The sequence below is a fragment of the Rhodococcus sp. AH-ZY2 genome (assembly GCF_030916465.1).
In the GTDB taxonomy this organism is placed as follows: domain Bacteria; phylum Actinomycetota; class Actinomycetes; order Mycobacteriales; family Mycobacteriaceae; genus Rhodococcus; species Rhodococcus ruber.
The window spans coordinates 1,320,886-1,347,861 of the sequence record NZ_CP126458.1 but is presented as its reverse complement, the minus strand read 5'-3'; the positions used below and the strand labels follow the sequence as shown (position 1 = coordinate 1,347,861).

Genomic DNA, 26,976 nt, shown 5'->3' with positions numbered 1-26,976 from the left:
CGCCACAGGGCGGGCAGCTGTTCTTCCAGGAGGCCCCCGCATGTCCGTCCCCGCTCCGTCCGTCATCCTCGACCGCGTCGCGCACTGGGCGCAGACCAAGCCGGACGAGGTCGCGGTGCAGTACCTCGACCGCACCCACACGTGGGCGCAATGGCACGAGCGGCTGCTCCACCTCACCGGTGCTCTCGCCGCGGAGGGGATCGGGCCGGCCGACACCGTCGCGTTCGTCGACAAGAACAACCTCGCCTGCCTCGAGGTCACCTACGCCGCGTCCGCGCTCGGCGCGGCCAACGCGATCCCGAACTTCCGGCTCGCCGGGGACGAACTCGACTACGTGATCAACGACTCGCGGGCGCGGATCCTGTTCGTGGGAGCGGAGTTCGCGCAGGAGATCGCGTCGCTGCGGTCGCGGTTGTCCTCCGTGGAGAAGATCGTCGTCGTCGGCGGGGAGAACGACGAGTTCGAACCGTGGCTCGCGGCCGCCGCTCCGGCGACCCTGCCCGACGTCGCGGCGGAGACCACCGCGCTGCTGCTCTACAGCTCCGGCACCACCGGCCGGCCCAAGGGCGTCCAGCTGACGCACCGCAACCTGTTCGCCCATGCCGAGGACGTGCTCGCCGTGCTGCCGTTCACCGACGGCGACTGCCTGCTCGTGGCGATGCCGCTGTTCCATGTGGGCGGCACCTGCTACGCCGTCATGGGTATCCACGACGGCCGCCGCTGCGTGTTCACCCGTGAGGCGGATGCGCCCTCCCTGTTCGGGGGTCTGGCGGCGGGAGCGAACATCGCGTTCCTGGTGCCCCCCGTGATCGCGGCCGTCCTCGCCGCCGGCGAACGGGCGATCGGGGCGTTCGCGCGGCTCAAGCGCATCACCTACGGCGCCGCGCCGATGCCGCTGCCGCTGCTGCGGGGCGCGCTCGCCGCGTGGCCGGACACCGAGTTCGTCCAGGTGTACGGCATGACCGAACTCGCCGGGGTGATCACCGCGCTGCTGCCGGACGTGCACCGCGACCCGGCACAGGAACGGCGGATGGCGTCGGCGGGCACCCCGATCCCCGGGGTGGAGATGCGCGTCGTCGATCCGGCCACGCTCGAGGACGTGGCGCCGGGCGGGATCGGCGAATTGTGGTGGCGCTCGGCGCAGACCACACCCGGCTACTGGAACCGGCCCGACGCGACGGCCGAGACGATCACCCCCGACGGGTGGTTGCGCAGCGGCGACATGGGCCGGGTCGACGACGGCGGGTTCGTGTTCATCGAGGACCGCCTCAAGGACATGATCATCACCGGCGGCGAGAACGTGTACTGCCCGGAGGTCGAGCGGGTCCTCGTCGAGCATCCGGCCGTGGCCGAGGTCGCCGTCATCGGCGTCCCGGACGAGAAGTGGGGTGAGACGGTCAAGGCGGTGGTGGTCCTCGCCCCGGATCAGAAGGCCGACGAGCAGGAACTCGTCGACTACACCCGCCGGCACCTCGCGCACTTCAAGTGCCCGTCGAGCATCGACATCGTCGACATGCTCCCGCGCAACCCCACCGGCAAGATCCTCAAGCGCTCCCTGCGCGCCCCGTACTGGGCCGGGCACGAACGCACCATCTGAGCGGTGCGTCCTTTGGGCGGCTGCAGCAGCCCAAAGGACGCACCGGCCGCGGAGCGGCCCGGCTCAGCGGATGCGGCGGATCAGGGCGGCCAGGGCCTGGCCGCCGCCGATGCACATGGTGACGATGCCGAGCTCGAGGTCGCGGCGCACCAGGTCCTTGGCCACCCGCAGAGTCAGGATGCCGCCGGTCGCACCCACCGGGTGGCCGAGGGCGATCGCCCCGCCGTACGGGTTGGTGCGGGCCGGGTCGAGCTTGGCGTCCCGGATCACCGCGACGGCCTGCGACGCGAACGCCTCGTTCAGCTCGATCGTGTCGATGTCCGCCGGGGTGGTGCCGGTCTGCTCGAACAGCTTCTGCAGGGCCAGCACCGGCGCGTAGCCCATCAGCTCCGGCTCGAGGGCGGCGGTGGCGACGGACTCGAGCACCGCGAGCCCGCCCAGGCCCCGCTCGACCGCGACGGACTCGCGGGCGAGCACGACGACGCCGGCGCCGTCGTTGATGCCCGAGGCGTTGCCGGCGGTGACGGTGCCGTCCTTGACGAAGGCCGGGCGCAGCGTCGCCAGGGTCTCGACGGTGGTGTCGGGCTTGGGATGCTCGTCGGTGGTGACGACGGTGGGCTTGCGGCCGCCGATCTCGACGGGGGTGATCTCCTCGGCGAACGCGGCGCGGGCGGCGTCGGTGGCGGCGCGGCGCTGCGACTCGGCGGCGAACTCGTCCTGCGCGACGCGGTCGATGCCGTACTCGCGGGCGACGTTCTCGGCGGTGACACCCATGTGGATGCCGTGGAACGGGTCGGTGAGCATGCCGACGGTGCCGTCGACGAGGGTGCGATCGCCGAGCTTGTAGCCGGAGCGGGCGCCGAAGTCGTAGAACGGCATGCGGGACATGTTCTCGTCGCCGCCGGCCAGGGCCAGATCGACCCCGCCCCAGCGCATCTGCATCGCCGCCGACCAGATCGCCTGCAGGCCCGAGCCGCACAGCCGGTTGACGGTGTACGCGGGGGTCGAGACGGGCAGTCCGGCCGCGAGGGCGACGCGGCGGGCGTTGTAGGCGTCGGGTCCGACCTGCCCGATGCAGCCCATGACGACCTCGTCGATGTCCTCGGCCGCCACGCCGGCACGCTCGAGGGCCGCCTTCGCGGCGGTCGCGCCGAGTTCGTGGGCCGGCACGCCGGCGAACGCGCCGCCGAAGCTGCCGACCGGGGTGCGCGCGCCGTCGACGACGACGATCCGTTCCGCTGTGCTCATCTCACGTCCCATCTCTCGCAGGAGCGGCACCGAGTGCCATATCTTGCGGTCGACGATACCGGAGCAGTGAGCCGCAACACAGTCGGGTGGCACTGCGACGCAAGGCGGGCACTGTCAGGTGGGATCGCCGAGGTCGTGCCGATGCACGCGCTCGGTCGCCGCGGCCGACCCGAGTTCCGTGCGGGCCTGCGGATTGCTCGCATAGAACTCGAGCACCCGGAACAGCAGCACCGGGTCGCAGTCGAACTTGCGGGAGTCGATCTCGATCACCGGTTCGGGAGGCAACCGGTCCAGGCGGAACAGCCGGCTGGTCCGTCGTCGCGCCCAGGCCGCGGCCGGCGTGCCCAGCACCCAGATCTCGGGGAAGCCGTGGTGGACGGCATGCACCCCGGCCACCGACACCCACGGCAGATACGACTCGATGGTCCAGCCGCGCTGCCGGATCCCGTCCGGTGTCAGCAGTAGCGCCCCCCGGCGGATCCCGCCGCGCAGCACCTCCACGACGAACGCCGCGCACGGCAGCCCGAATGCCGCGAGGAGCACACTCACCCACGGAACGCCGGGGGCGAACAGCACGATCTCGACGGCAGCGCCGAGGGAGAGCAACGCCGCACTCGTCGTCATGGCGCCCATCAGATGGAAGACCGGGCCGGATGCGCGGATCTCGGTGGCCCCGCGGCCCCACGCCTCGACGAGACGGATCTCCGGGTCGCCGCGCCGTGGCCGCCAGAACACGTATCCGAAGAGCGCGGTGAGGGCCATCAGGCCGGACAGGATGAGGAAGAACCGCATCACCGCCCAGGCCCCCGCGTGACCGGCATCCCAAGCCCGCCAGAGGGAGACGAGGATCACGACACCCGCCAGGACTATCGCGGCGGCGACCCGGGTATTGACCTTGGGAGGCGGCCACTCCTCCGGGCGGATCATTCGCGCGGAGGCGGACTCGTCTTCATCGGTGCCGTGCACGAAACACCCGTCCCACTGCGTTCCCCTTCCGGAAGCGCCGGGGACCCCGCCGCCCCGACCGGTTGCCGGTAGGTGGGGAACGCTACCGCAGGGCTCACCGATCGTGGCGCACGACACGCACCGCGACCGCGGTCGCCCGCCGAAGGGACCTTCGACCCTACGCCCGGGGGCCGGATCCGGGCCCGCACGCCGCGGTGTGACCATTGCCACATACGCCCCAGGACGGACATAAAGCCCAGTTCAAGAGGTGTTCATCTCGTGGCCGTCGATCCCGGGCGGCGGGACACGAAAATCTTGTCTACGGATGAGTAACACTGGCGCCGACGGGAACGACACAATCATCGACGATCCAGACGAGACCGGAGGAATCTGCATGACTGTCCAGCTTGATTCGCCTGGCTTCGAGTCCGCCCGCGAGGTGGTTTCGACCCAGGAAGACCTCGGTCGACTGTTCGACGAGATCGGGGAGCTCGACGCGCAGATTCTCGAGGCGATCGAGCGCCGCAGCGAGCTGTCGCGCCGGGCGGGCATCGCTGCGAAGGAGTCCGGGACTGCTCGGCAGGCCCAGAACCTCGAGATGCGAGTCCTCGACCGTTTCGCCGAACTCGGCGCCGACGGCAAGACCCTGGCGATGACGCTGCTCCGCCTCGGACGCACCCGCCTGTCCTAGACCTGACGACTTCCGCGGCCCCCGCACCGATCGGTGCGGGGGCCGCGTCGTCGGCACTGCCGGAACACGAACGTTCAGTGCCTCGCGTGCAGCAGACCCTCCCGCACCGAAGCGGGCCGAGATGCCTCGAGCTCGAACTCGGCGAGCGCGCGGCCCGCGACGGCGGCGATGCCCGCCGGCGGCAGCTCCTCGAACTCGCCGAGCACGAGGGCGATCTGCTCGATCGGCGGCAACGTCGAGAACAGCACGGCGTCGTCACCGCAGCCCTCCGCACGCCGGGGCGCCCGGCCCTCCGCGTGCAACAGGTACACGAACCACGACACGGCGTACGCGCACAGTTCGGGACCGATCGGGCCGCGCCAGGTCGCGACCGCCCGTGCCAGCGCCCGGTCCAGGATCGGAGCCGCCCGCTCGGAGCCGACGGACAGCAGCCGAGCGCACGCGGCGAGGTCCGGGAGCCGGCCTTCGAGCACCTCGCGCAGACCACGACCACTCGGGTCGCCCGTGGACCCGCCACTGGGCTCCGGCGGCATGATGTACATCGTCCGCTCCCTCCGTGCATTCCGGCCCGGGGAAACCGATGCCGTCTCCCCGTCTATCGTTCGGCGAGGCCCGAACGTGACGGACCTCTCACCGCAGCAGTGCCTTGACCTCCAGGAATTCTTCGAGGCCGAAGACGCCTGCCTCGCGGCCGACACCGGAGTGCTTGTAGCCGCCGAACGGTGCGTCCGTGTTGAAGGCGCCGCCGTTGAGGTAGACCTGCCCGGTGCGCAGCTGCCGAGCGACTCGCTCGGCCCGGGCGCGGTCGGCGGACCAGACGCCGCCGGAGAGCCCGTAGTCGCTGTCGTTGGCGATGCGCACGGCGTCGTCCTCGTCGCGGTATCCGATGATCGACAGCACCGGCCCGAAGATCTCCTCGCGCGCGATCGTCATGTCCTCGGTCACGTTCGCGAACACGGTCGGTCCGACGAAGTAGCCGGTGCCGAGGCCGGTTTCGCGGCCGTCGAGGACCAGCTCGGCGCCCTCCTCGATGCCCTTGTCGATGTAGGACCGCACCCGCTTGAACTGGTTGGCGTTGACCAGCGGCCCGAGGCGGGTGGTCGCCGCGGCGGGATCGCCGACGGTGTAGGCGCGCGCGACCTGTTCGGCGAGGGCCGCCACCTCGTTCATCCGCTCGGCGGGGACGAGCATGCGGGTCAGGGCCGAGCAGGTCTGCCCGGAGTTCAGGAAGCACTGGGCGACGCCGTCGGTGACGGCGCGGGTCAGGTCGGCGTCGTCGAGGATGACGTTGGCAGACTTGCCGCCGAGTTCGAGCGCGACCTTCTTCACCGTCTCCGCGGCGACGACGGCGACGCGCTTGCCCGCGCGGGTGGAGCCGGTGAACGACACCATGTCCACGTCGGGATGCGCGGCGATGGCCTCCCCCACGACGGGACCGTATCCGCTGACGAGGTTGAACACGCCGGGCGGCAGCCCGGCCTCGTCGCAGAGGTCGACGAGCGCGTAGGTGATCAGGGGCGCCACCTCGGTCGGCTTGAGCACGACGGTGCAGCCGCCCGCGAGGGCCGCGAAGACCTTCAGGACCACCTGGTGCAGCGGGTAGTTCCACGGGGTGATGGCACCGACGACGCCGATGGGTTCCCGGACGATGAGGGCGTTGCCCACCTCCCCGGCGTCGAAGTCGTAGGTCGCGGCGAGTTCGGCGTAGCGGGTGATGTTCTTCAGCGGCATGCCGATCTGGACCGGCTTGGCCAGCGCCACCGGCATGCCCATGTCGCGCGAGACCAGTTCGGCGAGCTCGTCGATGCGCTCGGCCATGAGGGCCGCGACCTTGCCGAGGTGGGCGCCCCGTTCGGCGCCGCTGAGCGCCGACCACGCCGGGAACGCCGCACGCGCGGCGCGGACGGCCCGGTCGACGTCCTGCGCGGTGCCTTCGGCGACGACGGCGATGACGTCCTCGGTGGCCGGGGCGATCACGTCGATCCGGCCGGTGCCGTCGGAGTCCACCCATTCGCCGCCGATGTAGATCTTCGTGCGATCGAGCACGTTGTTCATGTGTCGGTCCTTCTCCCCTGAGTGATGTGCTTCACAGGCAGCGTACGACGCGGGTCCGACGCGCAGCGGGAAGCCGGTCCGGCCCGCCGCGGCGGGTCAGGGCCGGGTCTCGAGGGCGCGCTGGAGCGTCGGCCACGCCTTGGGCAGCTGGTCGCGCCAGTAGCCCCACGCGTGCACCCCGACGGGTTCGTAGGTGACGGTGACGGGGATCTTCAGGGCCCCGAGGCGCTCCTCGAGCCGCTGGGTGCACATCCGCGAGCCGGCCTCGAGGATGCCGCCGAGGACGAGGGTGCGTGCGAGGTCCGGGGTGTCGGGTGTCTCGTGGGGTCCCGGCACGCCGGTCGCGGCGGACAGGTACAGCTCCTTGCCGGCGAGGTTCTCGGCGTGCGCGACGGTGTCGTGCTCGGCCCACTCCCGGCTGCCGGGCGGCCCCCACATGTTCACGGCGTCGCCGCCCTGCGACGAGGTGCTGGTCTGCACGACGGCGCTGCCGAGCAGGTCGACGGTCGAGTAGCAGCCGCTGAACGCGGCGACGCCCCGGTACAGCTCGGGGTGGCGGTGGGCGAGCATCATCGCCGCCTGCCCACCCATCGAGTTCCCGGCGATCGCGTTGACCCCGTTGCTGTTCAGCCGCGCGGCGAGCAGCGGCGGCAGTTCCTGGGTGAGGAAGGTCTCCCACTTGTTGAGCCCGAGCTTGGGGTCGGACTGCAGCCAGTCGCTGTAGAGGCTGCCGCGCCCACCGTTGGGCATGACGACGTTGACGTTCTTGTCGGCGAAGAAGGCGGGCGCGCCGCCGATGTTCATCCAGCCGCTCGTGTGGTTGCGGGCGCTGACCCCGTCGAGCAGGAACAGGGTGGGACGCGGGACGGAGTTGTCGGCGGGGAGCAGGACCTCGACGCCCACGTCGCGGCGCAGGGCGGGGCTCGCGACCGTCAGCCGCACCGCGCGTTCGGCGATCGGGGTCTCCCCCACGATGGCCGCGGTCTCGATGTCACGCAGCTCGGGCAGCGGGCCGGGGTCCTCCTGGAAGGCGGCCGGCACCGAGGAGCCGGAGTTCGACCCGGTGCCGGGTGCCGCGACGGCGGCTCCCGCACCCAGCACGGTCACGGCGGCGAGGGCCGTACCGGTCGTGAGCAGGCGGACGAGTGCCGGACGCCGGGCAACCACCACGAGGACCTCCCTAAACCTCAAGTTCAGGTTGAGAGTAGCCGACGCGCGGGCTTCGTGGTGCCTTTCCGGATCGTCGGCGTGCCCGAAAGACGCCACGGCGACGGAGGCGCCTCCTACACTTTTGGCACAGGCCACGGGAGGAGTCGCCGATGCCCGACCGCTCTGCCGCACGCACCGAACGGGCGCCCGCCGTCGAGCGCCCCGCACAGCTCCGCAACGTCGTCCTCGTCGGCTGCAGCGGGGTCGGCAAGACCACCCTCGCCGAATCCCTCGCGCTGGCCGCCGGCGCCGTGGGCCGGGCCGGCCGGACCGCCGACGGCACCACAGTCTCCGACTACGAGGCGATCGAACAGCAGCACCGTCGCTCGGTGCAGCTGGCCGTGCTACCGCTCGCGTGGAACGGGGTGAAGATCAACATCATCGACACCCCCGGGCACCCGGACTTCGACGCCGAGGTCCGCGCGGGACTGCACGCCGCCGACGCGGCCGTATTCGTGGTCTCCGCAACCGATCCCATCTCCGCCGCCACCCGCACCCTGTGGCGCGAGTGCGCCGAGACCGCGATCCCCCGCGCCATCGTCGTCTCCAAGCTCGACGTCGCCCGCACCGGCTTCGACGACATGCTCACCGCGTGCCACGACGCGTTCGACCTCGGCCCGGACACCCTGCGCCCGGTCTACGTGCCGGTCTTCGACGGCGGCCGCCCCTGCGGCTCGATCGATCTGCTCACCGGCCGCGGCTACGGCAATCCTGCCGCCGTGCCGGACACCGGCGCCGCACGCGAGAGCCTCGTCGAGGCGATCTCCGGCCAGGACGACACCCTCATGGAGCGCTACCTCGCGGGCGAAGCCCTCGACACCGAATCCCTCGACGAGGGGCTGCGGCACGAGATCGTCGACTGCGCACTGCATCCCGCGCTCGCCACCACCGACTACGGGGTGGGCGCCGCCGAGCTCCTCGACCTCCTCGCGATGGCCTTCCCCGACCCCACCCACCGTCGCCCGCCCGCCCCCGCCGCCGACCCCGAGGCACCGCTGGCGGCGCAGGTGATCCGCGTGGCCGGGGACGCCTACGTCGGACGCATCAGCCTCGTGCGGGTGTATTCCGGAACCCTGCGGCCCGACACGACGATCCGGCTGGCCGGAGCCGCCGGCGACGACACCACCGAACGCGTCGCGACCCTCACCAGCCCGTTCGGCCGGCAACAGCGCCCGGTGCCCGAGGCCGTCGCCGGCGACCTGGTCTGCATCGCCAAGCTGCTCACCGCCCAGCCCGGCGACACCCTCTCCGACACGGGGGCGTCGACCCTCCTGGACCGCTGGCCGCTACCCGAGCCGCTGCTGCCGGTGGCCGTCGAGGCCCACACCCGCAGCGACGACGACAAGCTCTCCCAGGCCCTCGCCCGGCTGACCGCCGAGGATCCGGCCCTGCGCCTCGAACAGAACCCCGACACCCACCAGCTGGTGCTGTGGTGCACGGGCGAGGCCCACGCCGAGGTCGTCCTCGACCGGCTCCGCACCCGCCACGGCGTCCACGTCGACGCCGTCCCCTACCGGGTGGCGCTGCGCGAGACGTTCGCAACCCCGGCCAAGGGCCACGGCCGGCTCGTCAAACAGTCCGGCGGCCACGGCCAGTACGCGGTGTGCGACGTCGAGGTCGAACCGTTGCCCCTGGGCGGCGGCATCGAATTCGCCGAACGCGTCGTCGGCGGCGCCGTGCCCAGGCAGTTCTTCCCGTCCGTGGAGAAGGGCGTGCGGGCGCAGGCCACCAAGGGGGTGGCCACCGGGAACCCGCTCATCGACGTCCGCGTCACCCTCGTCGACGGCAAGGCGCACTCGGTGGACTCCTCCGACGCCGCGTTCCAGACCGCGGCCGGGCTGGCGTTGCGGGACGCCGCCACGCACACCGAGGTCACGCTGCTCGAACCCGTCTCCGCGGTGCGGGTGATCCTGCCCGAGGAGTACCTCGGCGCCGTCCTCGGTGACCTGTCCGCCCGGCGTGGCCGGGTCCTGGGCACCGAGAGCGCCGAGCCGGGCCGCACTCTGCTGCGCGCGGAGGTCCCCGAACTCGAACTCGCCCGCTACCCGGTGGATCTGCGGTCGCTCACGCAGGGCACCGCGGAGTTCTCCCGAATGCACCTGCGCTACGAGCCCATGCCGGCCGCGGCGGCGGCACAGTTCACCGGCGGGCAGCGCGAGTCCACGTCGAACGGCAAGTCCCGCAACGGAAACCGGTAGCCTCCCGGGCAGATCATTCCCGCAGCAGCAGCGACGCCAGTTCGGCCGGGCGGGCGAGGGCCGGCAGGTGGCCGGTGTCGATCACTTCCGGCTCCACCCCCACGCGTTCGTGCGCGAGCCGCTCGATCAGCGGCAGCGGGAACAGCCGGTCGTGCCGGCCCGCGATCACCCGCACCGGCACGTCCGCCACCGCTGCGCCCGCCACGCCGGCTCGAACGCCGACTCCGCCATGTCCGGCTGCTCGTGCGCGAATGCCTCGTCGACGACGTCGTCCGGCACGTCGTGGAAGAACAACGCGCGCGGATCCAGCGGCGCGTCCGGGTCACGTCCGTCGGCGACGTCCTGCGCGCGCTTCGCCTCGGCCTGCCCCACCGCCGACCACCACTGTCCCGGCGACTCGCCCGGCGCCGGGATCATCGGCGCCACCAGGACCAGCGCGTGGACCGGCATCCGCTCGGCGACGATCGCCGCGGTGAACGCGGACATCGACTGCGCGACCAGGGTCGGTGGGCGCGCGAAGTCACGGCAGGCCGCCACCACGACGTCCGCGTACGCGTACTGGTCGGCGCCGGGGTCGGTGTACGGGAGGTCGACCGGCACGACCTCGTGCCCGCGCAGCAACGGCGCCACCCGGTGCCAGTACCACGAGTCCGACCCCGCCCCCGGCAACAGGACGAAGCTGCGGGTCGTGGCACCGGGCATCGTCGGCGGCCGATCCGTCACGAGAGGGGCCGGTCAGTCCGGCGCCTCGTCGCCGGTCTCGATCGGACGCTGCTCCTCGCGGTCCGAAACGCTGCCCTTGACGCCCTCCTCCTCGCGTTCGCTCTCGACCCGTTTCTCCATGTCGTCCACCAGGTTCTCCAGGTCCTCCCCGGTGACCGGGGCGGGACGGTCGGTGGCCTCCACGGGCTCTTCTCGGTCATCGCGCTGTTCCGGACTTCCCACGGTGTGACGTCCTTTCGATGTCGGCCGACCTCGGTCGGTGCAGCCCTCCCGCATTACCCGGTCGCCCGCGCCCCGAAACCGCGCACCGGGCGCACATCACACCGTCGGGAAGGTCTCCGAGGGGCGCTCCCCCTCGTCGTAGACCGTCTCGGGTGAGCCGATGATCTGGGCATCCGGGGTGCCGACCACGCGCGGATTCTTGCCGGTGTAGTCGAAGCGATGCAGCACCCACTTCATCGCCTCGATCCGCGAACGCTTCTTGTCGTTCGCCTTGACGATGGTCCACGGGGCGTGCGGGGTGTCGGTGTAGAACAGCATCGCCTCCTTCGCCTCCGTGTACGCGTCCCACTTGTCGAGGCTCGCGAGGTCCGTCGGCGAGAGCTTCCACTGCTTGACGGGGTCCGTGCTGCGCGCGACGAACCGCGCGTGCTGCTCCTCGCGGCCCACCGAGAACCAGAACTTGACCAGGTGGATCCCGGACTGCACCAGCATCCGCTCGAATTCCGGTGCGGAGCGCGTGAATTCGCGGTACTCGTTGGGGGTGCAGTAGCCCATCACCCGTTCGACACCGGCCCGGTTGTACCAGGACCGGTCCATCAGCACGATCTCCCCGCCCGCCGGCAGGTGCTCGACGTAGCGCTGGAAATACCACTGCGTGCGTTCCCGCTCGGTCGGCTTCTCGAGCGCCATCACCCGCGCACCGCGGGGATTGAGATGTTCGGTGAACCGCTTGATCGCCCCGCCCTTGCCGGCCGCGTCGCGCCCTTCGAAGATGACGACGATCTTCTCGTTGTGCTCCTTGACCCAGGCCTGCAGCTTGAGCAGTTCGATCTGCAGCTTGCGTTTGCGGGCCTCGTACTGCCGCCGCGTCATCTTCGTGTCGTACGGATAGCCGTTCCGCCACGGTTCGTCGACGTCGGCGATCCGATTCTTGCGGCCGGACTTCCGCAGCAGCTCGCCGATCTCGTCGATCTCCGGGGTGACGTCGATCTGACCGTCCGACGCGAGTTCGAACGGTTCGCCCTTCTCGTTCAACTCGTCCACTCCGTGAGATTACCGCCGCCACCGGCCCGTCGCGGTCCGAACGCCGGTGCGACCCGCGGCGCATTCGCCCGTTTCCACCCCACCCTGTAGGCTTCGAGTCATCGATGGGCATTTCGCATCGGGCTTCCCGCCCGGTGGGCCCCGATTGGAACATCTTCCGGCTGATTCGCGGCCGACCAAGGAGCGTCCCGTGACGCACACACCGCGGCCCGGACAGCGCGGCACCGACCGGGGTGTGCCGGCGCAGCCGGGAACGCAACCGTTCCCCGAACCCACCCGCACCCCGCGGCTGCTGCTGCGTCCTGCCGGGGCACCCACGTCGTCCGTCGACGGCGCCTGGTTCCCCTGGACCCAGAACATCACCTCGGAGCTGCACGACCTGGTCTCGGCGCTCGCCCCGAGGCTCGGGCCCGTCGTGCGGATCGCGTTCGAATGGAATGCGGTCAGCTCCGCCCAGCGGCGCATCGACGACGTCGACGGCATCGAGATCACCGGTCCGATCCCCGGCCAGCCGTCGACTCTGATGTATCTGTTCGGCGAACACGGCACCCGGCTCGCGCTGACGATCGTCGCGCCCCACACCGACCCCGACCGCGCCTACGAGATCATGCGGACCGTCGCCGGTGTGCCCGATGAACACTGACCCGCTTCCCCCGACGATTACCACCACAGAACAGGACACCATGCAGCACCACGAGTACCCGATCTTCCTTCAGCCCGGCACCCCCGCCGACGCGGACACTCCCACCGAGGCCGAGACGGATCCCCGCCGGCACGGACCGCACGACTACTCCGGGCTCTTCTCGGCTCCGAACTGACCGGCATATCCCCGCTGCGGGGGGAACATGATCGAATCCGGCGCAGGACCCCGGCGCAGACGTCACACTGAAATCCGGAGAAATCCCCCGAACTCTGGAGACGCCATGCGCCGGCTGTCGATCCTTGCGATGACCACCTTCGTTCTGGCGGCCGCCGCCTGCGGCTCCGACAGCGGCACCGAGGACTCCGCGACGACGACCACCCGCGCGCCCGACTCGGCCCAGGCCGAGCAGTTCCAGGCCGCGCTCGACGACGTGCGCGACGACTTCAAGTTCCCCGGCGTCGTCGCGCGGGTGATCACGGCCGACTACGAGTGGACCGGCAGCTCCGGGACCGCCGGCCGGGACTCGACCGAGCCCCCGACCGCCTCCGACCACACGCGCATCGGCAGCATCACCAAGACGTTCACCGTCACCGCGATCCTCCAGCTGATGCAGGACGGCAAGCTCTCCCTCGACGATCCCATCGGCAAGTACGTGCCGGGCCTGCCCAACGGCGACACCGCCACCCTGCGCCAGCTCGCCGACATGACCAGCGGCATCCCCAGCTACACCTTCGACGAGAACTTCCAGAACCAGCTGTTCGGCGACCCCACCAAGCCCTGGACTCCCGAGCAGCTGCTCGACATCGTGCGTGGTGACCCGCCGAACTTCGCGCCCGGGGAGAAGTGGGAGTACTCGAACTCGAACCTCATCGCCCTCGGCCTGGTCGTCGAGCAGGTCAGCGGGCAGAGCCTGGGCGACTACATCACTGAGCGGATCACCGAGCCCATCGGCATGAGCGAGACGTCGTTCCCCGACGGCACCGACATCCCCTCCCCCCATCTCGACGGCGTCACCGAACAGGGACAGCCGGAGGGGCAGACCACCGACGCCACCAACTGGGATCCGTCGTGGGCGTGGGCGGCCGGGGCGATGATCTCCACCCTCGACGACCTGCAGATCTGGGCGAAGGCCATCGGCACCGGCGAGGGACTCTACGACCAGCAGACCCAGGACGTGCGGATGTCGTCGTTCCTGTACGGGCTGCCGCCGAACACCGCGACCGCGGCGTACGGGCTCGGGCTCGGCGACGCCGACGGCTGGCTCAGCCACACCGGCGAACTGCCCGGCTTCAACACCTACTTCGGCTACAACCAGGACACCCGCGACATCATCCTCGTCGCGGTCAACAGCGACATCCCGAACGCCCAGAACCAGAACCCGGCACCCACCGTGGTGCAGAAACTGCAGGCCGCGCTCGCCGGATCCTGACCGCACGACGGCCGTGGCGGCCCTCACGTCGGCCGGATCCGGCGTGATCGGTCGTTATGGTGGATCAGGTGACTGCCGCACTCCTCGCCGCCATACCCGCCGACGCCGGCGCCCCCACCGACGGCCTCGCCGGCTGGGCGCTGTCCCTCATGGACCGGCTCGGCGGCGTCGGAGCGGGGATCGCGATCGCGCTGGAGAACTTCTTCCCGCCGCTGCCCAGCGAGGTCATCCTGCCGCTCGCCGGGTTCGCCGCGAGCCTCGGCAGCTTCACTCTCTTCGGCGCCCTGTTCTGGACCACCCTCGGCTCGCTCGTCGGCGCCCTCGGTCTCTACGCGGCCGGACGCGGCATCGGCCCCGACCGGATCCGGCGGATCGTCGACCGGCTTCCCCTCGTCGACGTCGCAGACCTCGACCGCACCACCGCCTGGTTCGAACGACACGGCGGCAAGGCCGTGTTCTTCGGCCGCATGGTCCCGCTCTTCCGCAGCCTGATCTCCATCCCCGCGGGCGTCACCCGCATGCCCGCGTGGCGATTCGTCCTCTTCACGACCGCGGGCAGCCTCATCTGGAACAGCATCTTCGTCTTCGCCGGCTACGGCCTGGGCGCGAACTGGTCCCGCGTCGAGCCGTACGCGTCGGTGTTCCAGAACATCGTGATCGGTGGCGTCGTGCTCGTCGCCGGGTACGCCGTGGTCAAGCGGGTGCGCAAGCGCCGCGCGCAGACCGACGCGAACTAGCCGACCTTGCACCCGTTCCGGTCGGCTTGCACCCGTTCCGGCGCGACGAAACGGGTGCGAGCAAGCAGAAACGGGCGCAAGCTCGGGTTCAGAACATGACGCCCGCGAACGGCGCCGAGGCCGTCGCGAACAACTGCTCGACCACCGGCAGCGCGTCCGCGTCGTGCACCTGCACGAGCCCGGCGACCTCGAGCTGATGCCAGCGGGTCCCGCCGAGCAGCGTCGCGGCGAGCGCGGACGCGTCCACCTCCAGCTGCGCCGGCTCGTCCACGCGGTCCGCGCCCGACGCCGAGATCCGGTAGGTGCCGGAGTTCTCCGGCAGCCGGTCGTCGACCACCGCCAACCGCACCTCACCGGGGCCGGCGAACGTCCGCTCCCGCAACGCGGCGGGCACGTCCACGATCCGCAGCCACGTCTCGTCGCCGGCGCGGCGCAGCTGCACCGCCCGGGAGTCCGTCAGCAACCACGGCAACGGGTCGTCCTGCGGCATCGCGACGAACACGAACGTGTCGACCAGATCCAAGTTGAGCAGGAACCGCAGCAGACCGAGGTAGGCCGTGCGGGTCGGCGCGAAGAAGTCCTCGACGACGACCGTGCGCTCCCGGCTGCCGAACCAGGTGTCGGTGCCGATCGGGCGGTAGCGGGCGAAGCCCGTCTCCGCTCCCGGCTCGCCGTGCACCGCGACGTACCGGGGTTCGCGGTCCCCGACGATCCGGTGCTCCTGCGACCGCCACCAAGGCGGGATGCGGTCGATGCTCCCGGGCCGCGACGACGGATTGTCGTCGGCGATGCGCGAGAGCAGGTCCCACGCGTCGTGCGGGTCGACGAGCCGCACCGGCCCGCCCTCCCCCACCGACGGGCGCAACGCCGCCCGCCGCACGTCCAGTTCGACGGTGTGCGTCGTGGTCGCGATGCCGTACCCGAAACGGCCGTAGATCGTCGCCTCGGAGGCCCGCAGCGACGTCACCACCTCACCCCGCTCCTGGGCGTCACTCAGCTGGTGCCGCATCAACGCCGACAGCACGCCCCGACGCGTGTGCGTGGGCAGCACCCCGACGTGCGTGACGGCGGCATGCGGGACGCGGCGCCCGCCCGGCAGGATCATCCCGCTCGACGCCGACTCCACGGTGCCCACCAACTGCCCGTCGACGAACGCGCCGAGCGTGCGGCCCTGCTCACGCTGGGTCAGGATCTGCCCCGGCTGGAGCGGGTTCGGGGCGGGCATCCCGATCATCGCGGTACGGAACAGTTTCGCCGCCGACAGCAGCTCTGATTCGGTCTCGAGGACCCGGATCTCCGGCATTACCGCAGCATACGGGGATCGCGGCGACGGGACCGCCCGGACGTGCCCTCCGCCCTGGGCTGTCGTTCATCGAAGTGCCGCCGCCACCCCACCGAACAACAGAACACCGACCAGCAGCGACGGGACCGCGACGCTGGAGATGGCCAACCCTGTGCCGAATCGACGGACCGGCCCGCGGAACGCCGTCAGCACTCCACCACCGACGAGGGGACCGAGGTACGGCCACGCTGCGTCGCTGCCGGCAATGCCGAGAGGGACCGACGCCACGCACACCAGTCCGCACAGCGCCCCGGCGAAGCTCTCCGGGCCGAACCAGTCGATGCGATCGGTCCACCGCGACTCACGGCTCATCACGACAACGACCACACGACACAGAGAACTACCGCGGCCCCACCGACTCCGAGCGCAATGCCGCGGCGACGTTCGACGCGTGAGCGCGCCAGCACAGCAGCGATGGCAGCCATGACCGCGGCGACGACAACGAGAATCCACCCTTCCGGCGGGTTCGCCCGATAGTCGATCGTGCCGATCGCGGCAACGATCCCGAGGAACAACGACGCTCCGCCGCCTGCGGCGAGCGGCAGGGACCACGTGGCGGCCTCCCAGAAGCCGATCCGATCGAGCCGTTGCGAGATTCCCGACGGAAGGACCGGCCGAATCATCGGACGACCACCACGCGAAGCGGATCCTCCGTACCACCGAGCCTCGTGGGCTGGTGCGGATCCGCATCCGGACGTGTCCCCGCCTCGTAAGGCGGCAACTGAGCGTACGCAGACCTGAAACGCTCGAACGCTTCCGTTCCGACCCCGATCGAATGATGGAACGGAAGGTTGATGAGCGGTCCGTATTCGCTGCCGCTGTCGGCAGGGTCGATCGTGACAGTTTCCGTACCGCCCATGGGCGTATCCCGATAGACCTCGAGCGCCGGGTAGTCCGTGATCACACCGTCGACAGCAATTCCTTCCGGCCGCGGCGATATCACGATGTCACCGTTGACCGTATGCGTTGGTGTCGACACATCCGGAGCGAGAGGGTTTCTCGCGTGGTACTGGATCCGAACGGCACCGTCGGCCGCCTGCTGGACGTCTACGGTCGGCACACCGACCCGTACGTCACCGTCGACCGACACCGAAGGATTCTGACGGGCGATCACCATGCCGTTCTCGTAGTCGACGTAGATCGCGACTCGTGTGTCCTCGACGTCGAATCGGGGATCCTCGGACCGATGGTCACCCAGATCCTGCGGCAGGTTCACCACCGTTTCGGACGGGATGTAGAGCCCGATCCGCACTACGCCCTGACCCGGCACGGGTTCGATCCGACCCGCGACGACCTCCGGCCCGACGCCCGCGTACTTCTCGGCGAAGCTGTTCGCCACAAGGATGTACGCCGTCGCCCAGTCCACCGGGTCGAGCGGGAGCCGACCTGTAAGTCGTTCGAATGCATCGGCGGCATCCGCCCGCCGCTCGTCGCCGGAGTCTGCCCCCGGGGCAGGCGCGGGTCCTGCGAGCACCACGTCCGCCGGAAACCGAACCTCGTCCGATTGCATCGCGGAGAGCGACTCGAGCGCTCTCCGCATCGCCGTTGCAACCCGCGCGTCTTCGTCGCCCAGTACGGTCAACGCGCGGACAATTTCCGTCTCGTGTCGGCTCGCGACCTCTTTCGAGGCTCCGGCCACACCCACCGACGAGACACGCCCATCGTTCGCAACCCGAAACCCCTCACGTTCCGCCGACGCGATGACATGCAGTACGTACGATCGCGCGGCCTCGATGCTCGAGGCTCCGCGGTGAGCAACATCGACACAACGTTCGAGCGCTCCTGCCGCGCGATTCGCCGCATCCACGAATCGCTGCATCCTGGCGCGTTCTTGATCGCCGGCTGCTCCTCGCCAAAACCGGTGCGAGTCGTCGAAGTCGCGCTCCACGTCGCGCTTACGCCGGTCGATCTCGTCACAAAGTTCCTCCCATGCAGCTGCGATCACGACCAGCGAAGCGGTGTCCCAGCGTTGGGCCTGCTCTCTCGTCGCCGGACTCACACTCTGCCCCGCAGGTCGCGCAATGCGTCGGCCGACGCACGATCCACCTCCGAATACGAGTTCGCAGCAGCATCAGCCCTCATCGCCACGTCGCGCAGACGAGCGGCCAACTGGGACGTCGATGCGACCACGGCTGCCCACACCTCTTCACATGCCACCGCGGTGCACGATCCGGAAAGCAGCTCCCCGACCTCCGACCTGTCGGTGCATTTCTCCAGTGCGGCACCGGCGTCGGCAGCCCTTGCTGCAAGCAACCGGAGTTCTTCCGGCACGACGAAAACGCTCTCCCCCATGCAGTTGCCCCCTGTGTCCCCAACCTGCCCGATGCACCTTACACAGAAAGACCGCCCCTACTTGCGACTGTCGGATGACCCGATGCCGAAAACCTGACGGCTTCCGCGGCAACGCTCACCGAGTCGGCAGACTCCCGGTCGTCCCGCCCATCAGTCGCCAGTGCCTCGCGTTCGAGCGGCGGCGTTCCCATGCCGTCGGCGCGCTACAGTACCCGGGCCGATGGACATCACGGGGGGGATTTCATGGCCGAAGGACTTCGTCTGGATCCGCAGGCGATCGACGAGATCGTCGCGGTCTGCGACACCATGCTCCGAACGCTGAAAGACGCGGCTGAGGAGGCTGGCAACCTGACCGATGCGCCCAGCTTCGGTGGCTTCGCATCGGCCGAGGCTCTCCGCGCCGGATTCGTGCGCAAGGCTCAGGGCACACCCGAATCGCTCTACGAACGGCTCGAACAGTTCTATGTAGTGCTCAAAGGCATGCGGGATCTGTTCGCCGCCGGCGGCGAGGGTTTTCTTGCCGCCGAGTACGACTGGGTGCAGCGTCTGCACGGCGCGAGTTCGGACGAGCAGTGACCGGCCGCCGCACCGCCGGTGCCCTGCTCGCTGTCGGGGTGCTCGCCGGCTGCGCGGTGCCTTCACACTCCGCCATCGCCACGGACGAGCCGCCGACCCCAGCGACTACCACCGCACGCGTGCCCCGGCTGGTCGACGAATCCGACCGACCCCTCGTCGCCTTCGACCCCTGCCTCGACATTCCCGACGACGTGCTCACCGCCGCGGGCTACGACCCGATGTCCGAAGACAATGCAGACTTCGCCGCCACGCACTTCACGATGCTCGGCTGCTCCTACGACGGCACCGTGCACATCCCCGGAGTCCTGGCCAACTATGGTCTGTCCGTGCTATCCGCCAACTTCGACTTCGAGGAGGAACGGCAAAAGGCCAGCGGCAACGGTGATGACCTGGTGCTCACGGAACTCGCCGGCCGGAGAGCACTGTTGAAGACCAATACGTCCCTGCCGTACCGTTGCGGCTTGAGCGTCGAAACGTCATATGGGGTGCTCATATTCGGCCGAATCCACTTCCGCGACAGCAGCGCTCCCCTACCGGAATCCCAGTGGTGCGTCGGCCTGGAGGACACCGTCGGTCGGATCGTCGCGGTTCTCGACGACTTCGAATCGGCATCGCGCTGAACGACATCCGCAGGATTCAGGCAGAGAGCACCGCTCTTGTGTCGGCATCCCGCGCTACGGTTGATCACACTGGAGGAAACCACAGAGGAGGCGGCCAGTGAACGACAGCACGGACGTCCCGGAGATCAACACCTGGGACGGAATGATCGACTGGCTCGTCGACTCGTTCACCGACAAGCCGACGGGTCTCGTCATCGACCTGGGACCGAGCGGCTACGTCGCTCCGCTCGACCAGGACGAGGACGAGGATCTGGTGGTGTGCGCGCAGGTACACGTGCTGGCAGACGGTGTGCTGATGGTCCGCCGCTCCCGGACCGTACTCGGCCGGCTGCGGCTGGACACTCACGCTGTGGACGGGCTCGAGCTCGACCGGTGGTTCTTCGACGGCCACTTCGACGACTGCACCGACGGCTACCTCTTCACCCGCGACGTCACCTTGGCTGCCGACGCATGTGTTTCGTGGTTCCGCGACAACCCGGACGCGCCCCCGCTCGACGAACTGGGATGCGAGTACGAGTTCCCCGACACGCTTCCGACCGGCACGTAGCCCCTGGCGTGATCCCCGTGGCTCGTTCCGGTCAGCCGTGCCGCTGTCCGAGCAGACGCTCGAGGCCCGTCTGCCCGATGATCGAGATCCTCTGCCCGAGCCGCAGGCGCTCCCGCACCGCGTACAGCTTGCGTCCCTCGGACTCGTTCAGTCCGTTGCGGACGTCCCCTCGCACGAGCAGCGTGGTCGAGTCGCCGACGGCAGCCTGCACGTGTCCGCCGGCGCGCCGGACGAGCTCCGCGGCCTCGTTCCGGGTCCATCTCTGGAGCTTGCCGGTGAAGACCACCCGATGGCCCTCCAAGGACGCGGGGCCTCGCCCCGACCGCATGCTGACTTTCGCCAGCGTCGTCAATGCCTTACGTGCGTCGAGTGCGTCGACGTACTTCTTCGCCTTGGCGGCCGTCGCGTGCCAGATCCAGCACTTCAGATCGTCCGGCGCCTCCAGAGTTCGCAGTCGCTTCACGTCGCGTGCCGTCCAGATCTCGCCACTCAGCAGGGTGCACGCGAGGAGTCCCAGTCGGAACACGTCGTCGCCGGGGCCCCAGTTGTGGTGGACCCACACCGCGTCCGGAACGAAGTCCGGCGTGAAAGCGGTGACCTTCGCCTGGCGGGGATCGAGTGTCATCCGGGAAATACCGAAGTCGCCGAGGACGAGCCGTCCACCCCGGAGGAAGACGTTCTGGGGTGTGATGTCGCGGTGCGTGATGCCGACGTTGTGCATCGTCGCGAGCAACGTCAGTAGGGCGCCGACCTCCGTGCGTACTCGCGACGGACTCCACCCGCGACCGTTCGCCTCGACGAGATCGGCGACGGTTCCATCCGGCATGTACTCGAACACGAGCAGGTGCAGGCGCCGTCGCCCGCCACGACCGGTGGCAACGACGAACGAGTCGTGTAGCGCGACGGCCCGGTCGTTGCCGTGGAGCAATCGACCGAAGAACGCCTCCCCGTGCCAATCCTCGATGTTGTGACACACCTTGACGCACACTCTCCGGACCCGCCGACCCGAATTCCGCGCGAGGCGGTAGGCCAGGTAGGTCTCACCGAATCCGCCCTCGCCGATCCGCTCGCACAGCTCGTAGCGGATCCCGTCGTTGACCACGGATCCGCCGACCTCGAGTCGTCCCACCCCGTCTCCCGCCCGTCGGTCCCGACAGCGACGATATCGAAGAAAGACGCTCGATCGCCTTTCTCGCGTCCGAGGTTCCGGGATGTGGATGAGCAATCGGATCGAGCGCGCGCCCGGCTCGTCAGTGCGTGCACGTCTGCCTCGAGTCGTGCGACGACCCCCCGGCGCGTCCTGTCCAGGCCGGCGCCGCCTCCCCGGAAACTCGAAACGGCGATGCCCAGCAACCACGCCCCCGAGGCCGCTGCGCTCTGTCCAGTGAGACGCGCAAGAGCACTCGGAGCGGTGAGCGGAAGACCGAGTAGTGAGCCCTACGTCATGCAGCTCGTTCGAACCAGTCGATCGCGAGGTCGGCGACCTCGGTTGGAGCGTCGTCGGTGATGAAATGCGCAGCGTCGTCGACGTAGGCGAACTCGATGCGATCGGCGTACCGCTCCGGATTGCGGCAGATGCGCCCCAGCTGTCGGTTCCACGGGCGGTCCTGGCGGCCGACCACGACGAGGGTCGGCACCGTGAACCGCCGGCGTCGGTAGACCCCCCGTGCCATGCGCACAGCTTCGGGCAGCACCATGCCGCCCAGGAGTGGACGCACCGCGCCGTCGATGTCAGGGCGGCGCATCGGGGCGATGCCGTTGTTCTCGAGGTCGCGAGCCACTGAAGCAGATCGGCAGGATCCACCGCGCGGACGGCCCATGCGAACTCAGTCGGCCGCACGCGGTGACGGTGGAACGGCCCTGGCCGCCCCCGGCCCTGGTCGCGGTCAACGTCCCCGAGCTCGCGAAGCAGATGTTCAGGATGCGGCACCCGCGGTGACTGCCGACTTTGGTGGTCGGCCGCACTCAGCGCTTGCGTTGTTCCTGGGACGATCAATTCCACTCACACGCTACGCCGTCGTCGTCCCGATCGAGTTCGGGTCTATAGCCCGCCTGACCACGCAAGAGCGGTGCAACGCCAGCATCGCGGGCAGCGTCGCAATTCTTGTAATAGGCGAATGATTCAGGCGCGGGCGGTAGCGGGGTGTCCTCGGGCGTGTTCACCGGCGGTGCGGGCACGTACGTCGCAGTCTCCGACGGCATGTACTCAGGAGGCGGCGGCCTGAACACGGTGGTCGTCGGTACAGCGCTCGATGACACGATCTCCGACGGTGTGCGAGTTACCTCTGGCGTGGTCTGCTGTGTCGTGGCCGCCGAGGAGAGTTCACGAGGAGGGGTCGTGGATGAGACGTGCGGCGGTTCTACGGAGCGGTCGGAGTTCGAGCTGTTCACGCTGGCCAACACGCTTCCGCCGACAACAATGAAAATCACCACACCGACCGCCAGGAGCCCCCTGTTTGCACGTTGATTCGCTGAGGTCTTCCGCGTCCTCCGCTCTGGCACCGCCTCGGCCAACTTCGACAAGCGGGCAAAGATCGCGGCACCGACAGACCTGGCGACCGCAAGTAGCAGTCTCCTGACCTGCTCCGCTTCAGGACGCTCCCAGGCCCCTATCGCCTGGTCTCGAGGGTCGGACGGCCGCTCACGACGAGACTCGACCTTCTTCTGCAAAGGCGACGACGGCGGCGCCACCGAATCGGGCGCGCGGAGTCCTACCTTGTTGCGCTCAGTGACGCGACCGGCACGATCGATCTCGAACAGTTGGATCCGATGCGTTCTTGCATAGTCGACCGCCGTTGGTCCGTAGCCGTTCACCGCAAAGTACGCTCGTGCCTCGGCCGTACCGATATCGCGATCCATGTAGAAGCTCGTCAGTTCGGATCGGCTGACGGGGGCGGCACGAACAGTTACCTTCGCAACCAACCCCGGCGCCCGAATACTCATGCGGCTCGATCCACCGCCGGCAGTCGGGACGAACCCGAGAGACCTCAGGTGGCGCTCAGCGATGGTCTTCGCCTCTGATGGAGTCATGCTCTCGGCCATAATGCCCTCGCCGGTCCTACTTCAAGATCATCGATGCGAAAGCGCATGCACGCTGCTTCACTCACTGAAGTAATCGTTGGGTACGAATAGGCCATTACGCACCGGCAGACGTCGAGGGGACGGGCGTTTGCCATCTCTCTTGGACCGCTTCGCTAACCCGCTTACAGGGCGCTTTGTGATCACAGGGTGTAGCGAACGAAGAATGGCATCCTGAACTGCGAAGATTCTGCTTGCTCCGAGTCATGTCCGCCGTCGTTCGAGGAGCACCATTCAGGGGATCAAGGCTTCGTCCTCCCACCCGCCTGTTCATCGACAGCCCTCGCCGATCTGCTCGCAGAGTTCGTAGCGGATCCCGTCTTCGTCGACCGCGGGTCCACCGACCTCGAGTCGTCCCAGCCCCTCTCCGGACCCCGGTGCTGACAGCGACGAAATCGAAGGGAGGCGCCTCATGCCATTTCCCCGTGTCCGAAGTTCTTCGCCGAGATGTGGATGAGCAACCGGAATCGCGCGTGCGCCGGCCTCGTCAGCGCGTGCAGGCTTGCCTCGAGACCCTCGAATCTCAGGACGCGGTCGTCAACTGACCGCGTATAGAGTTCCGACCATGAGCTCCGCGAGCCTGGACCCGCTCGATGTCGCAGGTCGCGTCGTGCAGTTGCTGGAAACAGGTCGACGCGAGTCCACGTACAAGCCTGCAACAGTCATGGCGCTCGTGGACATCTGCGTCGAAAACACGCCGGCGCCCGACGGGAGCCTTGCAGTTCCGATCGACGAGATCGCCCACCGGATCGTCGCCTACTACTGGCGACAAGTCCGACCCTTTCAGCAGCATGGTCCGCTCACTCAGGTGAAGAGGGGCCGTTCGATGCCGGATCGAATTGCGGAGACGCGGAACGTCTTGATCGGTGAGGGATTGCGAACTGCAGAGGCAGCTCGCGACGCTTCGCAACCCGCCTATCACGCTTTGGTGCGCTCGTTGCGGCAAACCGTCGCGCAACAACCGCTCACGCACCTGCAGACCGTTCCACACACCCGTATTCGCGACGACTTCCTGTTCGATGCTTCCGCGTTCCACAAGAAGATGACAGTCGCCGACGTCGACCGGGTCGCAATGATCGTCCTGCGTCCGGGTGTCCACGAGGGTCTGCGACGCACCTCGACGTTGCTGCGGACATTCCTGCGCTCACTGTGGGCGCAAGACGTGATCGCCTTGAACCGTGCTGAGCTCGACGCGGAGGACCTCGACGGCTTTCTGTTCGGCGCCGATCGCGCCGCACTGAGAGCCCTCGTCGATCCACTCCGCGATCTACAACGCGATCGGTGCTTCTACTGCGCGACCCGCATGCGCGACAACGTACAGATCGATCACGTCGTGCCGTGGTCCCTCGTCCCGATCGACGGCGTCGCGAATCTCGTCGCAGCCGACGCTCGCTGCAACGTCGACAAGTCTGCCAGCGCACCGGCCCGAATACATGTCGAGCGGGCACTGGACCGTACTCATCTCGACGACGTCGCGGCTGCCGCACAGATGCCGGTACTGTTCCGGCGAACAGCTTCGGCAGCTGAAGGCATGTACGGATCGTTACCCATCGGATCCCTGTTGTGGCGGCAGGTCAAGGACTACGAGCTCCATACGGGTTGACGACGATACGGCACCCAGCATGGAGTTGCGTTCGGACGTTTGATCATTTCCGTTCGCGGTCTCGGTCACCTATTCGACCGAATCGACGCCACAAACGTTCTATGACTGGTCGTCACCAACTCGTTCAGACCTCGCACGACATTCCAGGCCCGTTTGGTCCAAACTGCATGACAAACGCGTCCTGCCCGACGAGTTGCCCACCGCGATCGCTGCGATCCGTCCCATGGCACCGGAAGACGCGCAGGAACCTTGGGTCGATGTGGGAGGCGTCAAGTACCCTCCGACGCAGGCCTGGGAAGCGCTGAGTGGCCTACCGCGTTCCGCTACAACACCCATGACGCCCTGGCACAGCTTCGCAAGATTGGTTTCGAGACAAGCGTGTACCAGCCACACGGAACCCAGAGGAACACGCTCGGTCCGATGAGACCTCGGTCAACACCCAGCAGGGCGTCCGGAACCGATTCGGAACCGAATAACGGGAGTATCGGCATGAACCCGCCAGGAACCTGGCGAATCAGCGATGGCTCGCGAGGTGGCGTTCGCCGACGCTCTGGCGGCGTGAGCAGTGGCCGCCCACGGCATTCTCGAGCACACCGCGAGGCGATACAACGAATTCGTCGCCTACATGGATCTAGCCGAACAGGGTCCGGAGGAACCGGAATTCGCACACGAATGCAGACCGACGGGAGACTGTCGGTACCTGCTGATCGGGCGTCATCAGGTGATATCTGATGCCGGGTGACGATTCGGTGCGATCGTGACTGGTCGTTCGCGGAGCTTGCTGTTGAGGACCAGCGCGCGGGCTCAGACTTCCGGACCATATGCAGTGGGTCGAGCACGTGCGACCGCGGACTGGGCAGCGTCGATCTGCTTGCTCCATGGCCAGCACCGGCGTACGGCGATTGTTGCGCAGCGGGTACGCCAGGACTCGATGACGTGGCGTCCTCGATACGTGGCAGCAGGTTCCCCGCGTGGTGCTGGTCGACCCCTCACGCCGGCATCCGACGTCGGTCACCGCGAGGTTCGACACCGTCGGCCGCCAGGCAGGACAATCCCGCTCGACGCCGACTCACCGTCGCGACAATCTCCCGTCGCCGAGCGTGCGGCCGCGCTCCCAGTGGTTGAGGATCTGCGCCGGTTCGAGGGCATTCGGGACCGACAGGCCGATCATTTCCGCCGGCGCGCTACAGTACCCGGGCCGATGGACATCACGGGGGGGATTTCATGGCCGAAGGACTTCGTCTGGATCCGCAGGCGATCGACGAGATCGTCGCGGTCTGCGACACCATGCTCCGAACGCTGAAAGACGCGGCTGAGGAGGCTGGCAACCTGACCGATGCGCCCAGCTTCGGTGGCTTCGCATCGGCCGAGGCTCTCCGCGCCGGATTCGTGCGCAAGGCTCAGGGCACACCCGAATCGCTCTACGAACGGCTCGAACAGTTCTATGTAGTGCTCAAAGGCATGCGGGATCTGTTCGCCGCCGGCGGCGAGGGTTTTCTTGCCGCCGAGTACGACTGGGTGCAGCGTCTGCACGGCGCGAGTTCGGACGAGCAGTGACCGGCCGCCGCACCGCCGGTGCCCTGCTCGCTGTCGGGGTGCTCGCCGGCTGCGCGGTGCCTTCACACTCCGCCATCGCCACGGACGAGCCGCCGACCCCAGCGACTACCACCGCACGCGTGCCCCGGCTGGTCGACGAATCCGACCGACCCCTCGTCGCCTTCGACCCCTGCCTCGACATTCCCGACGACGTGCTCACCGCCGCGGGCTACGACCCGATGTCCGAAGACAATGCAGACTTCGCCGCCACGCACTTCACGATGCTCGGCTGCTCCTACGACGGCACCGTCCATATCCCCGGAGTCCTGGATCGCTACGACCTCTCTGTGTTGTCAGCCAACTTCACCTTCGAAGAAGAGCGGCAGAAAGCAACTAGCAACGGGGACGACATCGTTCCCACCCAACTGGCGGGACGACGCGCGCTGCTCAAGACCAACTCGTCCCTGCCCTACAGCTGCGGGATGAGCATCGAAACTTCCTATGGGGTTTTGATATTCGGTCGCATCCACTTTCGCGACCGGAACGTTCCCCTACCGGAATCCCAGTGGTGCACCGGGATCGAAGACACCGTCGCGCGTATCGTCGCCGCCCTAGGCGAGTTCGAGTCACGCAGCCGCTGA

The 26,976-nt window shown here is 68.7% G+C and carries 28 protein-coding genes and 1 pseudogene; 13 read left to right on the top strand and 16 right to left on the bottom strand.

Annotated elements, in window-relative coordinates; genetic code table 11:
* Positions 1–40 precede the first annotated feature (40 nt).
* The gene (locus tag QNA09_RS07265) at positions 41–1,597 is read left to right on the top strand and encodes a long-chain-fatty-acid--CoA ligase (RefSeq protein WP_064066415.1); all 1,557 of its coding nucleotides are present in this window, start codon (positions 41–43) and stop codon (positions 1,595–1,597) included.
* 63 nt (positions 1,598–1,660) lie between these two features.
* Here the strand turns inward: QNA09_RS07265 and QNA09_RS07260 are convergent, their stop codons facing one another.
* Entirely contained in the window at positions 1,661–2,845 is a 1,185-nt protein-coding gene (locus QNA09_RS07260) for a thiolase family protein (protein ID WP_017680402.1), read from the bottom strand.
* Between the two features lie 114 nt (positions 2,846–2,959).
* Complete coding sequence (locus QNA09_RS07255; protein ID WP_010595793.1) at positions 2,960–3,772, bottom strand: hypothetical protein; 813 nt, start codon at positions 3,770–3,772, stop codon at positions 2,960–2,962.
* Between the two features lie 412 nt (positions 3,773–4,184).
* Between QNA09_RS07255 and QNA09_RS07250 the strand changes: the two genes are divergently transcribed.
* Positions 4,185–4,481, top strand: a complete 297-nt coding sequence (locus QNA09_RS07250) for a chorismate mutase (RefSeq protein WP_010595792.1) — start codon at positions 4,185–4,187, stop codon at positions 4,479–4,481.
* A gap of 74 nt (positions 4,482–4,555) precedes the next feature.
* On the opposite strand, the gene QNA09_RS07245 is transcribed toward QNA09_RS07250, so the two are convergent.
* The 3 genes from QNA09_RS07245 to QNA09_RS07235 form a co-directional block, all read right to left on the bottom strand.
* Entirely contained in the window at positions 4,556–5,023 is a 468-nt protein-coding gene (locus QNA09_RS07245) for a hypothetical protein (protein WP_010595791.1), read from the bottom strand.
* 88 nt (positions 5,024–5,111) lie between these two features.
* Positions 5,112–6,536 (bottom strand): aldehyde dehydrogenase family protein, encoded by a 1,425-nt coding sequence (locus QNA09_RS07240; protein WP_010595790.1) that lies wholly within the window; start codon positions 6,534–6,536, stop codon positions 5,112–5,114.
* 96 nt (positions 6,537–6,632) lie between these two features.
* Complete coding sequence (locus QNA09_RS07235; protein ID WP_010595789.1) at positions 6,633–7,706, bottom strand: alpha/beta hydrolase family protein; 1,074 nt, start codon at positions 7,704–7,706, stop codon at positions 6,633–6,635.
* 149 nt (positions 7,707–7,855) lie between these two features.
* Here QNA09_RS07235 and QNA09_RS07230 point away from each other — a divergent pair, with 149 nt between their 5' ends.
* On the top strand, positions 7,856–9,943 hold the full coding sequence (locus QNA09_RS07230; RefSeq protein ID WP_119699619.1) for an elongation factor G-like protein EF-G2: 2,088 nt from the start codon (positions 7,856–7,858) through the stop codon (positions 9,941–9,943).
* A gap of 13 nt (positions 9,944–9,956) precedes the next feature.
* Here QNA09_RS07230 and QNA09_RS07225 read toward each other — a convergent pair.
* From QNA09_RS07225 to ppk2, 3 genes and pseudogenes are all read right to left on the bottom strand, one after another.
* A pseudogene (locus QNA09_RS07225) lies at positions 9,957–10,645 on the bottom strand (alpha/beta fold hydrolase).
* Between the two features lie 33 nt (positions 10,646–10,678).
* The gene (locus QNA09_RS07220; RefSeq protein WP_308072376.1) at positions 10,679–10,849 is read right to left on the bottom strand and encodes a hypothetical protein; all 171 of its coding nucleotides are present in this window, start codon (positions 10,847–10,849) and stop codon (positions 10,679–10,681) included.
* A 135-nt stretch (positions 10,850–10,984) separates the two neighbouring features.
* Complete coding sequence (gene ppk2, locus QNA09_RS07215) at positions 10,985–11,932, bottom strand: polyphosphate kinase 2 (RefSeq protein WP_010595786.1); 948 nt, start codon at positions 11,930–11,932, stop codon at positions 10,985–10,987.
* Between the two features lie 190 nt (positions 11,933–12,122).
* On the opposite strand from ppk2, the gene QNA09_RS07210 reads away from it, so the two are divergent.
* The 4 genes from QNA09_RS07210 (at position 12,123) to QNA09_RS07195 (ending at position 14,741) form a co-directional block, all read left to right on the top strand.
* Entirely contained in the window at positions 12,123–12,575 is a 453-nt protein-coding gene (locus QNA09_RS07210; protein WP_010595785.1) for a DUF5994 family protein, read from the top strand.
* On the top strand, positions 12,565–12,750 hold the full coding sequence (locus tag QNA09_RS07205) for a hypothetical protein (RefSeq protein ID WP_124258589.1): 186 nt from the start codon (positions 12,565–12,567) through the stop codon (positions 12,748–12,750). The genes QNA09_RS07210 and QNA09_RS07205 overlap by 11 nt, the downstream gene beginning before the upstream one ends.
* Positions 12,751–12,855: 105 nt before the next feature.
* Positions 12,856–14,004: a serine hydrolase gene (locus QNA09_RS07200; protein WP_017680408.1), complete on the top strand. Its 1,149-nt coding sequence runs from the start codon at positions 12,856–12,858 to the stop codon at positions 14,002–14,004.
* Positions 14,005–14,060: 56 nt separating this feature from the next.
* Entirely contained in the window at positions 14,061–14,741 is a 681-nt protein-coding gene (locus tag QNA09_RS07195; protein ID WP_040275827.1) for a DedA family protein, read from the top strand.
* An 88-nt stretch (positions 14,742–14,829) separates the two neighbouring features.
* Here QNA09_RS07195 and QNA09_RS07190 read toward each other — a convergent pair whose 3' ends face one another.
* The 5 genes from QNA09_RS07190 to QNA09_RS29175 form a co-directional block, all read right to left on the bottom strand.
* Entirely contained in the window at positions 14,830–16,044 is a 1,215-nt protein-coding gene (locus QNA09_RS07190; RefSeq protein ID WP_010595782.1) for a GNAT family N-acetyltransferase, read from the bottom strand.
* A 66-nt stretch (positions 16,045–16,110) separates the two neighbouring features.
* The gene (locus QNA09_RS07185; protein ID WP_048772943.1) at positions 16,111–16,395 is read right to left on the bottom strand and encodes a hypothetical protein; all 285 of its coding nucleotides are present in this window, start codon (positions 16,393–16,395) and stop codon (positions 16,111–16,113) included.
* On the bottom strand, positions 16,395–16,706 hold the full coding sequence (locus QNA09_RS07180; protein WP_048772945.1) for a hypothetical protein: 312 nt from the start codon (positions 16,704–16,706) through the stop codon (positions 16,395–16,397). Before QNA09_RS07180 ends, QNA09_RS07185 begins: the two co-directional genes overlap by 1 nt.
* On the bottom strand, positions 16,703–18,082 hold the full coding sequence (locus QNA09_RS07175) for a hypothetical protein (protein WP_234420180.1): 1,380 nt from the start codon (positions 18,080–18,082) through the stop codon (positions 16,703–16,705). Before QNA09_RS07175 ends, QNA09_RS07180 begins: the two co-directional genes overlap by 4 nt.
* Positions 18,079–18,375 carry a type VII secretion target gene (locus QNA09_RS29175; protein WP_082752459.1) on the bottom strand — a complete coding sequence of 99 codons (297 nt, stop codon included), beginning with the start codon at positions 18,373–18,375 and terminating at the stop codon, positions 18,079–18,081. The genes QNA09_RS07175 and QNA09_RS29175 overlap by 4 nt, the downstream gene beginning before the upstream one ends.
* 243 nt (positions 18,376–18,618) lie before the next feature.
* Between QNA09_RS29175 and QNA09_RS07170 the strand changes: the two genes are divergently transcribed.
* The 3 genes from QNA09_RS07170 (at position 18,619) to QNA09_RS07160 (ending at position 20,118) form a co-directional block, all read left to right on the top strand.
* Entirely contained in the window at positions 18,619–18,951 is a 333-nt protein-coding gene (locus QNA09_RS07170) for a hypothetical protein (protein ID WP_017680414.1), read from the top strand.
* Complete coding sequence (locus QNA09_RS07165; protein ID WP_017680415.1) at positions 18,948–19,571, top strand: DUF3558 domain-containing protein; 624 nt, start codon at positions 18,948–18,950, stop codon at positions 19,569–19,571. Before QNA09_RS07170 ends, QNA09_RS07165 begins: the two co-directional genes overlap by 4 nt.
* A 97-nt stretch (positions 19,572–19,668) precedes the next feature.
* Positions 19,669–20,118, top strand: coding sequence for a hypothetical protein (locus QNA09_RS07160; protein WP_119699618.1), 450 nt, complete (start codon positions 19,669–19,671; stop codon positions 20,116–20,118).
* 31 nt (positions 20,119–20,149) lie between these two features.
* Here QNA09_RS07160 and QNA09_RS07155 read toward each other — a convergent pair whose 3' ends face one another.
* The 3 genes from QNA09_RS07155 to QNA09_RS07145 all read right to left on the bottom strand — a co-directional run bounded on the left by QNA09_RS07155 (position 20,150) and on the right by QNA09_RS07145 (position 23,061).
* Positions 20,150–21,247, bottom strand: a complete 1,098-nt coding sequence (locus QNA09_RS07155) for a protein kinase (RefSeq protein ID WP_119699617.1) — start codon at positions 21,245–21,247, stop codon at positions 20,150–20,152.
* A 313-nt stretch (positions 21,248–21,560) separates the two neighbouring features.
* A complete protein-coding gene (locus QNA09_RS07150) occupies positions 21,561–21,899 on the bottom strand; it encodes an alpha/beta fold hydrolase (RefSeq protein WP_244213238.1) in 339 nt (112 codons plus the stop codon).
* A 211-nt stretch (positions 21,900–22,110) separates the two neighbouring features.
* A complete protein-coding gene (locus tag QNA09_RS07145) occupies positions 22,111–23,061 on the bottom strand; it encodes an excalibur calcium-binding domain-containing protein (protein WP_244213237.1) in 951 nt (316 codons plus the stop codon).
* 700 nt (positions 23,062–23,761) lie between these two features.
* Between QNA09_RS07145 and QNA09_RS07140 the strand changes: the two genes are divergently transcribed.
* The 3 genes from QNA09_RS07140 to QNA09_RS07130 all read left to right on the top strand — a co-directional run bounded on the left by QNA09_RS07140 (position 23,762) and on the right by QNA09_RS07130 (position 26,976).
* On the top strand, positions 23,762–24,799 hold the full coding sequence (locus QNA09_RS07140; protein ID WP_119699614.1) for an HNH endonuclease: 1,038 nt from the start codon (positions 23,762–23,764) through the stop codon (positions 24,797–24,799).
* A 1,224-nt stretch (positions 24,800–26,023) separates the two neighbouring features.
* Complete coding sequence (locus QNA09_RS07135; protein ID WP_017680414.1) at positions 26,024–26,356, top strand: hypothetical protein; 333 nt, start codon at positions 26,024–26,026, stop codon at positions 26,354–26,356.
* Complete coding sequence (locus tag QNA09_RS07130; protein WP_119699612.1) at positions 26,353–26,976, top strand: DUF3558 domain-containing protein; 624 nt, start codon at positions 26,353–26,355, stop codon at positions 26,974–26,976. Before QNA09_RS07135 ends, QNA09_RS07130 begins: the two co-directional genes overlap by 4 nt.

What these genes read in the sequence shown, in the direction of transcription:
- QNA09_RS07265 (WP_064066415.1), top strand. Translation starts at nt 41, where the DNA reads ATGTCCGTCCCCGCTCCGTCCGTCATCCTCGACCGCGTCGCGCACTGG.
- QNA09_RS07260 (WP_017680402.1), bottom strand. Translation starts at nt 2,845, where the DNA reads ATGAGCACAGCGGAACGGATCGTCGTCGTCGACGGCGCGCGCACCCCG.
- QNA09_RS07255 (WP_010595793.1), bottom strand. Translation starts at nt 3,772, where the DNA reads ATGATCCGCCCGGAGGAGTGGCCGCCTCCCAAGGTCAATACCCGGGTC.
- QNA09_RS07250 (WP_010595792.1), top strand. Translation starts at nt 4,185, where the DNA reads ATGACTGTCCAGCTTGATTCGCCTGGCTTCGAGTCCGCCCGCGAGGTG.
- QNA09_RS07245 (WP_010595791.1), bottom strand. Translation starts at nt 5,023, where the DNA reads ATGTACATCATGCCGCCGGAGCCCAGTGGCGGGTCCACGGGCGACCCG.
- QNA09_RS07240 (WP_010595790.1), bottom strand. Translation starts at nt 6,536, where the DNA reads ATGAACAACGTGCTCGATCGCACGAAGATCTACATCGGCGGCGAATGG.
- QNA09_RS07230 (WP_119699619.1), top strand. Translation starts at nt 7,856, where the DNA reads ATGCCCGACCGCTCTGCCGCACGCACCGAACGGGCGCCCGCCGTCGAG.
- QNA09_RS07205 (WP_124258589.1), top strand. Translation starts at nt 12,565, where the DNA reads ATGAACACTGACCCGCTTCCCCCGACGATTACCACCACAGAACAGGAC.
- QNA09_RS07200 (WP_017680408.1), top strand. Translation starts at nt 12,856, where the DNA reads ATGCGCCGGCTGTCGATCCTTGCGATGACCACCTTCGTTCTGGCGGCC.
- QNA09_RS07195 (WP_040275827.1), top strand. Translation starts at nt 14,061, where the DNA reads ATGGTGGATCAGGTGACTGCCGCACTCCTCGCCGCCATACCCGCCGAC.
- QNA09_RS07190 (WP_010595782.1), bottom strand. Translation starts at nt 16,044, where the DNA reads ATGCCGGAGATCCGGGTCCTCGAGACCGAATCAGAGCTGCTGTCGGCG.
- QNA09_RS07185 (WP_048772943.1), bottom strand. Translation starts at nt 16,395, where the DNA reads ATGAGCCGTGAGTCGCGGTGGACCGATCGCATCGACTGGTTCGGCCCG.
- QNA09_RS07180 (WP_048772945.1), bottom strand. Translation starts at nt 16,706, where the DNA reads ATGATTCGGCCGGTCCTTCCGTCGGGAATCTCGCAACGGCTCGATCGG.
- QNA09_RS29175 (WP_082752459.1), bottom strand. Translation starts at nt 18,375, where the DNA reads ATGGGGGAGAGCGTTTTCGTCGTGCCGGAAGAACTCCGGTTGCTTGCA.
- QNA09_RS07170 (WP_017680414.1), top strand. Translation starts at nt 18,619, where the DNA reads ATGGCCGAAGGACTTCGTCTGGATCCGCAGGCGATCGACGAGATCGTC.
- QNA09_RS07145 (WP_244213237.1), bottom strand. Translation starts at nt 23,061, where the DNA reads ATGAGTATTCGGGCGCCGGGGTTGGTTGCGAAGGTAACTGTTCGTGCC.
- QNA09_RS07140 (WP_119699614.1), top strand. Translation starts at nt 23,762, where the DNA reads ATGAGCTCCGCGAGCCTGGACCCGCTCGATGTCGCAGGTCGCGTCGTG.
- QNA09_RS07135 (WP_017680414.1), top strand. Translation starts at nt 26,024, where the DNA reads ATGGCCGAAGGACTTCGTCTGGATCCGCAGGCGATCGACGAGATCGTC.